The 10,583-nt window shown below is 67.4% G+C and carries 10 protein-coding genes and 1 tRNA gene; 2 read left to right on the top strand and 9 right to left on the bottom strand.

The window, feature by feature from the left end; all coding sequences use genetic code 11:
* A partial coding sequence (locus FJ311_14325; GenBank protein MBM3952614.1) for an IS5/IS1182 family transposase occupies window positions 1-115 on the top strand: 115 nt, incomplete at its 5' end.
* 9 nt (window positions 116-124) lie between these two features.
* Here FJ311_14325 and def read toward each other — a convergent pair.
* The 4 genes from def to FJ311_14305 form a co-directional block, all read right to left on the bottom strand.
* Complete coding sequence (gene def, locus FJ311_14320) at window positions 125-685, bottom strand: peptide deformylase (protein ID MBM3952613.1); 561 nt, start codon at window positions 683-685, stop codon at window positions 125-127.
* A gap of 117 nt (window positions 686-802) precedes the next feature.
* Window positions 803-878: transfer RNA gene (locus FJ311_14315), tRNA-Glu, on the bottom strand.
* Between the two features lie 81 nt (window positions 879-959).
* Window positions 960-1,565, bottom strand: coding sequence for a response regulator (locus FJ311_14310; GenBank protein ID MBM3952612.1), 606 nt, complete (start codon window positions 1,563-1,565; stop codon window positions 960-962).
* A gap of 268 nt (window positions 1,566-1,833) precedes the next feature.
* Window positions 1,834-2,595: a response regulator transcription factor gene (locus tag FJ311_14305; protein ID MBM3952611.1), complete on the bottom strand. Its 762-nt coding sequence runs from the start codon at window positions 2,593-2,595 to the stop codon at window positions 1,834-1,836.
* A gap of 194 nt (window positions 2,596-2,789) precedes the next feature.
* Between FJ311_14305 and FJ311_14300 the strand changes: the two genes are divergently transcribed.
* Window positions 2,790-4,016, top strand: coding sequence for a 6-phosphofructokinase (locus FJ311_14300; GenBank protein MBM3952610.1), 1,227 nt, complete (start codon window positions 2,790-2,792; stop codon window positions 4,014-4,016).
* Between the two features lie 6 nt (window positions 4,017-4,022).
* On the opposite strand, the gene recJ is transcribed toward FJ311_14300, so the two are convergent.
* The 5 genes from recJ to FJ311_14275 form a co-directional block, all read right to left on the bottom strand.
* Window positions 4,023-5,831: a single-stranded-DNA-specific exonuclease RecJ gene (gene recJ, locus FJ311_14295; GenBank protein MBM3952609.1), complete on the bottom strand. Its 1,809-nt coding sequence runs from the start codon at window positions 5,829-5,831 to the stop codon at window positions 4,023-4,025.
* On the bottom strand, window positions 5,828-7,090 hold the full coding sequence (locus FJ311_14290) for a class I SAM-dependent methyltransferase (GenBank protein MBM3952608.1): 1,263 nt from the start codon (window positions 7,088-7,090) through the stop codon (window positions 5,828-5,830). The genes recJ and FJ311_14290 overlap by 4 nt, the downstream gene beginning before the upstream one ends.
* Window positions 7,091-7,109: 19 nt before the next feature.
* A complete protein-coding gene (locus tag FJ311_14285; protein ID MBM3952607.1) occupies window positions 7,110-8,408 on the bottom strand; it encodes a homoserine dehydrogenase in 1,299 nt (432 codons plus the stop codon).
* 183 nt (window positions 8,409-8,591) lie between these two features.
* Window positions 8,592-9,824, bottom strand: a complete 1,233-nt coding sequence (locus tag FJ311_14280; GenBank protein MBM3952606.1) for an LL-diaminopimelate aminotransferase — start codon at window positions 9,822-9,824, stop codon at window positions 8,592-8,594.
* 32 nt (window positions 9,825-9,856) lie between these two features.
* On the bottom strand, window positions 9,857-10,583 hold a 727-nt coding region (locus FJ311_14275; protein MBM3952605.1), incomplete at its 5' end, for an OmpA family protein.

Below are 10,583 nucleotides of genomic sequence, written 5' to 3'. Positions count from 1 at the left end.
CATGTTCTGTCGTCTCAAGGACTTCCGGCGGATCGCCACCCGTTACGACAAACGCGCCGACGTCTTCCTCTCCGGCGTGTTCTTGGCCGCCGCCGTAGTATGGTGGGCCAATTGAGTCCGGACCCTAATCCATAAACTCCTCGGGCGAGCGCGGGACGAAGAAGCCGCGATCGCCGAGTTCGCTGTTGAAGGCGAGGGTCGAAAGATCGGTCATGCGCATCGGATACAGGATGCCGTCCAGATGATCGATCTCATGCTGCAAGAGCATGGCGTGAAAGCCCGTCGCGTCGATGGTCAGGTCCGAGCCATCCGTCTGCTTCGCGCTAACGCGAACCTTGGTAAAGCGCGGCACTTGGCCGTGCAGAGCGGGAACCGACAGGCAACGTTCCCAGATCGGCTTTTTCTCTTCGGTGCGCGGCGTGACCACCGGATTGACCAGTGTTCGCCAGGGGATCGGCTTCATCGCGGCGCCGGGCGGAATCTGGTGCGGCGCGACCCGATAGACGACGACCCGCTTGGACACATGCACCTGCGGCGCGGCGAGGCCGTTGGCGCCGATGTCCTCGAGCGTTTCGCGCATGTCGTCGGCGAGTTTCCGGATCTCGGGGTCGGTCGGGTCGGCGACCGGCTCCGCCGCGCGCCTGAGAATCGGGTGGCCCATGAGGGCAATCTTCAAGACGGCCATGCGCGTCCCTCCCACCGGCGGGAGGGTGCATAAATAAACGAGTCGTGTCCAGGATTCGAGGGCGCCCCTTCGGCTGTCTCACGGGCGTAAGCCAGCCGAAGCTCGAAGAGCGAAGGCTGGCGTCCCCAAGGGGATTCGAACCCCTGTTACCGCCGTGAAAGGGCGGTGTCCTAGGCCTCTAGACGATGGGGACTTGGATAAGCGCCGGACCGCGCCCCTCCTATACGGATGGGGGCTCGAAATCAAGCGCGGGAAATCACGGAAAGCGAAACGCTCAGTTCTTGAGCAGCGCCTCGACCTCGGCCTGGGACAGGCCCTTGGCTTCCTCGGTAATCGAGGAGGCGGCCGGCTCGGGAGCGCCGGGCGGCAGCGAAGGCGGCGGCAGATTTTCCCCCGGTTTCACGACGCGCGTCACGTTGGTGATCGGCTGCACGGCGATGGTATCGGCCTGCTTCTTGCGCCGCTCGGGCCCCTTGTAGCTGGCAAGCTTCTGGCGGCGGCGGTCGGGGCCGAAATAGCTCTTGGTCTTGATGAAATTGCGCTGGCGCTCGATGATCGAGGTGATGCGCGCATAAAGCTTCATGGGCGAAATCGGCTTGGCGAGAAACTCGTTCACGCCCGCCTCGCGCGCTTCCACCACCCGGTGCATTTCGGTGTGGCCGGTCAGCATGATCACCGGAACGTAGGGGTTCGGGCTGTCCTTGCCGGTGCGCACCAGGCGCACGAAATCGAGCCCGTCGAGCGGCTGCATCACCCAGTCGCAAATGATGATGTCGGCGGGGAAATGCTTGAGCGCCTTGAACGCGTCGGCGCCGTCGGCGGCTTCGACCACGTTGCGCACCCCGAACGCGTTGAGAATCGACTTGACCAGCAAGCACATGTGCTTGTTGTCGTCGACGATCAAAAAGTTCAGGCGCTCGATGTTGTATTCGGCGGCCAATTGCGACGTCCCCGATCGGGTCGACCCGACCCTGTTGTTGTCAAAATAGAACTAATCGTAAGGAATAAAAATTGGGGAATTCCCCGGCCCCCAGCCGGCGAACGCCTCGTTGGCGGTGGCTGGTATATCAAAAATCAATCCCTGGCTATAGTCGGATTTCCAAACCTGAATCGTTAAGAGTTGTTTTCAATATCGGTTGCTAGCGCGATCAAGCCCGCCCCGAGCTTTTTTCCCGCGGTGGCGGCGTACGCAGGGGCAGAACCTTGGCGTCCGGCTTGGCGGCGTCGATCGTGGGCGTTTCCGGATCCGCCGGGCCGTCTCCCTGCACGATACGAATTAGATCGGCAAGGGATTTTGCGTTCAATTTGCTCATCACCCGGGCGCGGTGGACCTCGACCGTCTTCTCGCTGATGCCGAGATGCCGGGCGACCGCCTTGTTGATCTCCCCGCGGCAAATTCGTTGCAGAACCTGCCGCTCGCGGGGGGTTAGCGCGGCGAGCAACCGCTCCGTCTTGGCCCGGTTGGCGCGCGAGCCATGCTCGGCCAGACTCAAATCGACGGCGTGGCGCACTACCTCCAGAACCCGCGCGGCGGTTACCGGTTTTTCGAAAAAGTCGAGCGCGCCTTCCTTCATGGCCTTGACCGCCAATTCGACGTCGGCGTGCCCGGTCACCATCACCACCGGGAGGGCCGAGTTGCGTTTTTTCAATTCGCGCAGGCAGTCGAGGCCGTTCATGCCGGGCATACGCATGTCCAGCAGAACGCACCCGGGACAACCGTCTCGGTGGCCGGCGAGGAAAACTTCCGCCGAATGGTGAACCGCCGTGCGCCACCCGCCCGCCTCGACGATGGCGACCAGCACCTTGCAGATGAGCGGGTCGTCGTCGACGATATGAATGAGCGGAAGCGAAGGCGTTTCGGGTCCCGATGGAGACTCGCTGTTATCGGAGGGGGCGTTTCCTCGGGCCATGTGGGATAGGGTACGAGAAGCCAGTGGATAACCCGGGTAAACCTTGTTTAGGGAGCGTTTTTCCGGTTTCTTCACCGTCTCTGCTCCCATATATCGTATCGATCATATCCTTCGTGAAAACCTTCGTATAGGGGTTTTTCCCTTACATCCCTCCCCCCTCCTTACTCTTTCCCCCGCGTTATCAAAGGACCCCCATGCCAGCCGGAAAAGTTCTGATCGCCCAAGGCGGCGGCCCCACCGCCGTCATCAACCAATCCCTGGTCGGCGCCGTTCTCGAGGCCCGCACGCAATCGGAAGTCGCGCGCGTCTACGGCGCGCGCCACGGCGTGCGCGGCATCGTCAACGAGGACTTCCTCGACCTGACCCAGGAATCGAACGAAAACCTGGAGCGGGTCGCCGATACCCCCTGCTCGGCGCTCGGGTCGACCCGTGACAAGCCGGACCTGAAATACTGCCGGGACATTTTCAAGGTGCTGAAAGCGCACGGCATCGGCACTTTTTTCTACATCGGCGGCAACGATTCCTCGGACACGCTGCGCATCCTGAGCGAGGAAGCGCGCAAGGAGCGCCATCCGCTCCGCTGCGTCCACATCCCCAAGACCATCGACAACGACCTGATGGTCAACGACCACACGCCCGGATTCCCGTCGGCGGCGCGTTTCGTCGCCTCGGCCTTCGCCGGCGCGGATCTCGACAACCGCGCGCTGCCCGGGGTCTATGTCGCGGTGGTGATGGGCCGCCACGCCGGCTTCCTGACCGCGGCGGCCGCGCTCGCGCGGCGCTATCCGGACGACGGGCCGCACCTGATTTACCTGCCCGAGCGCGACTTCGCGATGAAGTCGTTCCTCGCCGACGTGAAGCGCGTTTACGACAAATTCGGGCGCTGCGTCGTCGCCGTGTCCGAGGGCGTCCACGACAAATCGGGCACGCCGATCGCGGTCCAGCTCGCCAAAATCGTGGAAAAGGACGCGCACGGCAACGTGCAGCTGTCGGGGACCGGCGCGCTCGCCGACCTGCTCACCGACGCGATCAAGAACCAAACCGGCATCAAGCGGGTGCGCGGCGACACGTTTGGCTACCTGCAGCGCTCGTTCCTCGGCTGTGTTTCCGAAACCGACCGGCGCGAAGCGCGCGAGGTCGGCATCAAGGCCGCCCAATACGCCCGCTTCGCCGGAACGGACGGCACCGTCACCATCCACCGGGTCGGCGATTACGTGGTCGATTATAAGCTGTCGCCGCTCAAGGACGTCGCCGGCAAGACCAAGGTCATGGCCGACGACTTCATCGCCAAGTCGGGCCACGACGTGACCGAGGCGTTTCTCGCCTACGCCCGGCCGCTGGTCGGCCCGCTGCCGGTGGCACAACGGCTCAGCCCCGAGAACGCGGTCGCCAGGATTCTCGGCAAGGGCAAGAAGAAATAATCCCGCCTACGGGAGCGCCGCGTCCTCGACCACCAACTGGACGCCGGCGGCGCCGTTCCAGGTGTCGAGGCGGAGCTTGCCGGCGAGGTGCAGCACGCCCCCCTGGGCGGCGAGCAGGGCCCGGCCGAGGTCGGTATCGAGGCAGCGAAACGCGATCGCCTTCAACGGCCGGCCGGGACCGTCGGGCGAAATGGCCAGGCGCACGTGCGCGTCCCCGGCGGGCGCGGCGAAGCCGATGCGCGCGGCCGGCAGCGCGAAACGCGGCTCGGGATTGCCCGAGCCGAACGGCCCGACGCGGGCGAGCGCTTCGGCCAGTTCCGCCGTCGCGCCGTCGGGCCGGAGCGATCCGTCGAAGGACAACGTCGGCACGATCCGCGCTTCGCGCACCCGGGCGGCGATGCGTTCCTCCAGGAACGCGCGCAAGGCGGGCAATTGGTCGCGCGTGGCCGTGAAGCCGGCGGCCATGGCGTGCCCGCCGCCCTTCAGCAGCAGGCCCGCCTGGCGCGCGGCGATCACGCAGGCGCCGAGATCGACGCCCGCGACCGAGCGGCCCGAACCGGTGCCGGTTTCGCCCGCGAGCGCGACCACGCACGCGGGCACGTTGTAGCGTTCCTTGAGGCGCGCGGCGACGATGCCGACCACGCCCGGGTGCCAGCCTTCGCCCGCGGCGAAGGCGAGCGCGTGCGCGCCGCCCTCGGCCTCGATCGCGGCGATCGCGTCTTCCAGCACGCGCGCTTCGATCGCCTGGCGCTCGCGGTTGAGGGCGTCGAGCTTGCGCGCCAATTCCGCCGCCTCGGCCGCGTCGTCGGTCGCGAGGATGCGGGCGCCGAGGTCGGGCGCGCCGATCCGCCCGCCGGCGTTGACCCGGGGCCCGAGCACGAACCCGGCGTGATACGCCTCCGGCGGCTCGGCGAGACCGGCGACGTCGGCGAGAGCGGCAATCCCGGCGTTGCCCCGCCCGGCCATCACCTTGAGCCCCTGCGTCACCAGCGCGCGGTTGAGTCCCGTAAGCGGCACCACGTCGCACACGGTGCCGAGCGCGACAATGTCGAGCCATTGCAGCAGGTCGGGCTCGGGGCGCGTTTTGAACCACCCGGCGGCGCGCAGCGCGCGATTGAGGCCGACCAGCATCAGGAACACCACGCCGACGGCGGCGAGCATCCCCTGTCCGCTCCCGTCGTCGAGGCGGTTGGGATTGACCACGGCGAAGGCCGGCGGCAAGTCGGCCTCGGCCGCGTGATGGTCGGCGACGATCACGTCGAGACCGTCGGCGCGAGCCGCCGCCAGCGCCGTATGCGCGCCGGTGCCGCAATCGACGGTGATGGCGACGCCCGCCCCTTCGCGCTTGAGCCTGGCGAGCGCGGGCGCGTTGGGGCCGTAGCCTTCCGCAATCCGGTCCGGGATGTAGATGCGGACGCGCGCGCCAACCGCCTTGAGATAGCGCGACAGCAGCGCGGTCGAGGTCGCCCCGTCCACGTCGTAGTCGCCGAAGACGGCGATGGCCTCGCCGCCCATGACCGCTGCCGCCAGCCGTTCGCAGGCGCGATCCATGTCCTTGAGGCGCGAAGGATCGGGCAGAGCCGCGCGCAACGTGGGATTGAGGAACGCCGCCACCTGGTCGAGCCCGACACCGCGTCCGGCGAGCACGCGACCGACGATTTCGGGCAGACCGAAGCGCTGGGCGAGCGCCAGCGCCGCGCGCCCGTCGGAGGCGCGCAACTGCCAGCGCCGCCCGGTGAGCGAGGCGTCGACGCCGAGGTATGCCGCCTCTCCGTTCGCCCGATTGCGCAAATCCGTCGCCGGAATCGCCGTCATCCCGGGAACCTCAGAAACACGAAGTCGAACTCCCACAAATCCTCGATCAGCCCGCGCAAATAGGCGCGCACCGTCGCCGCGTCGCCGAGGCCCTGCAATTCGCCGGCGATGGCGCCGACCGAACGCCGGCCGTCGACCAGGGATATGACGCGGCTTTGAATGGGATCGAAGTTGAGTTGCAAAATCTTGAACAGGTGACCGCCCAGACGGCAGCGCAATCCGGGTTGGCCGTCGGGGCGCGGCTCCGCGACGAAGGACGGGCGCAGTTGCGGCACCAGGGCGAACAGCTTGTCGTCCGCGAAGTCGGGCACATAGGTCGCGCGCGGACGGTCGCCGCGGCAGGCGACGAAGAAATGCTGATGCACGGCGGCGCGATAAAGCTCGCCGATGGCGAAGCGCTCGCGTTCCGGCAATCGCTCGATGCGCTCGTAGAACGGATGATCGACGAGCGGCGTGCAGCGGGGCGAGTAATGGGCGCGGTAATACCACGCCTGCAGCGCGAGGCCGGTGCGCGCGAGCGTGTCGTGGATTTCCGGCACCGTATACGCGACGTCGCGCGGATGGAGAAAGAGATCGACGGTCTCGGCCTCCGACGGATCGCCGAAATAAGCGCGCCTGAGCGTGATCGGATGGGTGGCGGGCGCGTTCTTGACCAGATCGGCGACATGGCGAAGGTCGTCGGCCGTTGCCGTTTCCGGGGTAACGCCTAAGCGCCGGAACAAGTCCTGGAACAAATACACCCCGTCGCGGCCATAGCGGCCATAGAGCATGATCAGCATCGAGCCCATCGGCCGCAGCACGCCGCGCAGCGCCCGGAAACCGGCGTCGGGATCGGGCAAATGGTGGAGCACGCCGGAACTGACGATGTAGTCGAAATCCCGGCCGAGGTCGCCCGCCTCCAGCAGGGATTTATGAAGGTGGGTGACGTTGGCGACGCCGTGCGCGCGGGCGAGCGCCTCGGAGCGCGCGATCGAGGCGGCGCTGATGTCGATCGCGACGATGCGCGCGTTGGGCAATGTCGCCCCCAGGATGGCCGCCTGATTGCTGCCGCACCCGGCGACCAGGATATCGAGGTCGTCGCGTTCCGGCAGGGTCGGCCAGTAGAGCGCGAATTCGCGCTTCGGGCAGCCGCGCGGAAATTCGCGGCCCGCCAGCACGTCGTCGGAGATGCGCGCCTCGTCGTGCGGATAGGGAAAGCGTTCGTACTGGGCGCGCACCCGCCCGGCGATCGCGGCGGCCTGGGCTTCGTCTGCGCTCATGGCGACGGATTCCGGCGGGTCAGGCGAAGGTTTCGATCCGGATCATGCGCGGCGGCTCGACGATGCCGTCGTGCCTGGCGATCTCGGCGAGCGCCTGTTGCAGCGCGGCCTCGGTCGCCTCGTGCAGCGTCATCACCACCGGCACCACCGCGCCCGGGGCGCGGCCGCGCTGCAATACCGATTCCATCGAAATCTCGTGGTCGCGCAACGAGGCGGCGACGGCGGCAAAAATGCCGGGCCGGTCCACCACCATCAGCCGCACGTAGCAGGGACCCTTGCGCTTGGCGAGCGGCGCGCGCGGAAGCTTCGCCAGCCGCGCCGCCGGTACCCCGAACGCCGGAATCCTGTGCCCGCGCGCGATGTCCATCAAATCGGCGATCACCGCCGACGCGGTCGGTCCCTCGCCCGCGCCGCGGCCCTCGAACACCGCGGTGCCGACCGAATCTCCCTCCACCACCACGGCATTGTAGACGCCGTCGACGCTCGCGATCGGGGTCGCGAGCGGCACCATGCACGGGTGCACGCGCTGTTCGATGCCGAGTTCGGTGCGGCGCGCGATGCCAAGCAGCTTGATGCGGTAGCCGAGTTCCTCGGCCAAACGGATGTCGGTAAGCGTGACGTGGCGGATGCCTTCCAGGCTGACGGCGCCGAAGTCGACTTCGCCGCCGAAGGCCGCCGCCGCCAGGATCGCGAGCTTGTGCCCGGCGTCGACGCCGTCCACGTCGAAGCTCGGGTCGGCTTCGGCGTAGCCGAGTTTCTGCGCTTCCGCGAGCACCGCGCCGAATTCGCGGCCCTCGGTCCGCATTTGCGTCAGGATGTAATTGCAGGTGCCGTTGAGGATGCCGTAGAGCTGGTTGATGCGGTTGGCGGCCAGTCCTTCGCGCAACGCCTTGATGATCGGAATGCCGCCCGCGACCGCGGCTTCGAAGGCGAGCGCGCGGCCGGCGGTTTCCGCCGCGCGCGCCAGCGCGGCGCCGTGATGGGCGAGCAGGGCCTTGTTGGCGGTGACCACGTGCTTGCCGTTACGCAGCGCCAATTCGCACAGGCCGCGCGCAACGCCGTCGGCGCCGCCGATCAATTCCGCCACCACGTCGATCTCGGGATCGACCGCGAGTTCGAGGGGATCGTCATACCAGCGCAAGCCGTCGAGCGAAACGCCGCGGTTCTTGCCGCGCGCGCGCGCCGATACCGCGACCGGCTTCAACTCGCGTCCGGCGCGCAACGCCAACAACTCGGCGTTGGCGCGCAGCACCTTGAGCGTGCCGGCGCCGACGGTGCCGAGGCCGGCGATGCCGATGCGGAGGGGGGATGCGGCCATGGCCGCACCTTAGAGCGTATCCCGACAATTTGGAATTAGCCGCGTTGCGCGGAAGCGCGGCGGCGGTCCCGCCGGCGGGTGGGCGAAAAACAACCCGCCGCCGCCGTTATTTATTGGCCGCGAGGATTCGCTCGCGGCGGCGGTCCCGCCGGCGGGCGGGCGAAAAACAACCCGCCGCCGCCGTTATTTATTGGCCGCGAGGATTCGCTCGCGGCGGCGCTCATCGGCGTCGATAACCTTGCCGTAGCGCCCGAGGAAGGCCTTGATGTTGCGAATCGCCTGACGGGTGCGATGGACGTTTTCGACCAGACCGATGCGGACGAAGCCGTCGCCGTGCTCGCCGAAGCCGACCCCGGGCGCGACCGCGACCTCGGCCTCGGCCAGCAAGAGCTTGGAAAATTCGAGCGAGCCCAGGTGCCGGAACGGGGGCGGCAGCGGCGCCCACACGAACATGCCCGCGGGCGGCGGCTCGACCGGCCAGCCGGCGGCGTTCAGCCCTTCGACCAGGACGTTGCGGCGGGTTTTGTAGGTTTCGCGGATTTCGGCGACGCATTCCTGCGGCCCGTTGAGGGCGGCCGCCGCCGCGACCTGAATCGGCGTGAAGGCGCCGTAATCGAGGTACGACTTGATGCGCGCCAACGCCGCGATCAGGCGCCGGTTGCCGGCGGCGAAACCGATGCGCCAGCCGGGCATGTTGTAGCTCTTGCTCATGGACGTGAACTCGACCGCGATGTCGCGCGCGCCCGGCACCTGGAGGATCGAGGGCGGCGGCGTAACGTCGTAATAGATTTCGGCGTAGGCGATGTCGGAGAGAACGAAAATACCGTGCCGGCGGCAAAAGTCGACGACCTGCCCGTAGAAATCGAGATCGGCGAGAATGCCGGTCGGGTTGTTGGGATAGTTGACCACCAGGGCGATCGGTTTGGGCACGCTGTGCTGGACCGCGCGCTCGAGGGCGGCGAGAAATTCGCGATCGGGCGTCACCGGCACGTTGCGTACCGAGGCGCCGGCGATGATGAAGCCGAACGGGTGGATCGGGTAGCTCGGATTCGGCACCAGAATCACGTCGCCGGGACTCGAAATGGCGGACGCCAGATTGGCGAGGCCTTCCTTGGAGCCGAGCGTGACGATCGCTTCGCTTTCGGGATCGAGGTCGACGCCGAAGCGGCGCGCGTAATAGCCGACCAGCGCCTTGCGCAGGCCCGGAATGCCGCGCGAATTGGAATAACGGTGCGTGTGCGGATCGCGCACCGTTTCAATCAGCTTCTGCACGATGTGCGACGGCGTCGGCTGATCCGGATTGCCCATGCCGAAATCGATGATGTCCTTGCCCTCGGCGCGGGCGCGCGCCTTCATCGCGTTGACCTCGGCGAAGACATAGGGCGGCAGGCGGCGGATGCGGTGAAACTCTTCCATGGGCGTGGGCGGCGGCGCGCGGCCGGTTTTGGTCAGGGGTTGACTTCGAGGTAAATCTCGGCGCGGCGGTTGCCCGCCTCGCCGGTTTCCATGATCTCGTAGTACGTGGGTTCGGAATCGCCGCGCGCGCTGACGACGATGGCATCGCGTTTGACGCCGAGGCGGGCCAACTGCCCGGCAACCGCGTTGGCGCGCGCGATCGAAATGCCCTCGTTGACCTTGGCGTGGCGGTCGGGATCCATCGGCTTGGTGCGCAACGACGCATGACCGACCACGCGCAACGTGCCGCCTTTTTCGCCGTGCAGTTTGGCGACTTGGCCGATGACGCGGCGGGCTTCGTCGTCGAGACGGGACGAGCCGTCGGCGAACTGGATGGTCGCGATCTTGATCGCCGTCGAGTCGGCGGGACTTTCGACCTGGCCGGCGGGCCGGAGCGCGACGCCGCCCCCGAGAACGCCCGCTTGGCGCGCGGGTGCGGATGTGGCTGCGACGTCCGGTTGACGGGTTCGGCGCACCGTTTCGAGCCCTTCGGACGAAACGATCAAGGTCTCCGGAGGCTCGGATACTCCCGCCACGGCGGAGGGAAGCCGGCTCTGTTCGGCGAGCGAAGCGCGATAGGTTTCCTCGACGGTCAGGGCGCGCGTGGTCACCGCTGGTTGCGGCGGCTCCGCCGCCGGGGGCGGCGGCGTGGCGGCCACCGAAGCCCGAGCCGGCGGTGGAGGCGCGATCGGCGCGGGTACCGGCGCCGGTTGAGCGCGC

It is taken from the genome of Rhodospirillales bacterium, assembly GCA_016872535.1.
In the GTDB taxonomy this organism is placed as follows: domain Bacteria; phylum Pseudomonadota; class Alphaproteobacteria; order Rhodospirillales; family 2-12-FULL-67-15; genus 2-12-FULL-67-15.
The sequence above is the reverse complement of the archived record's forward strand: the minus strand, read 5'-3'. Positions and strand labels throughout refer to the sequence as shown.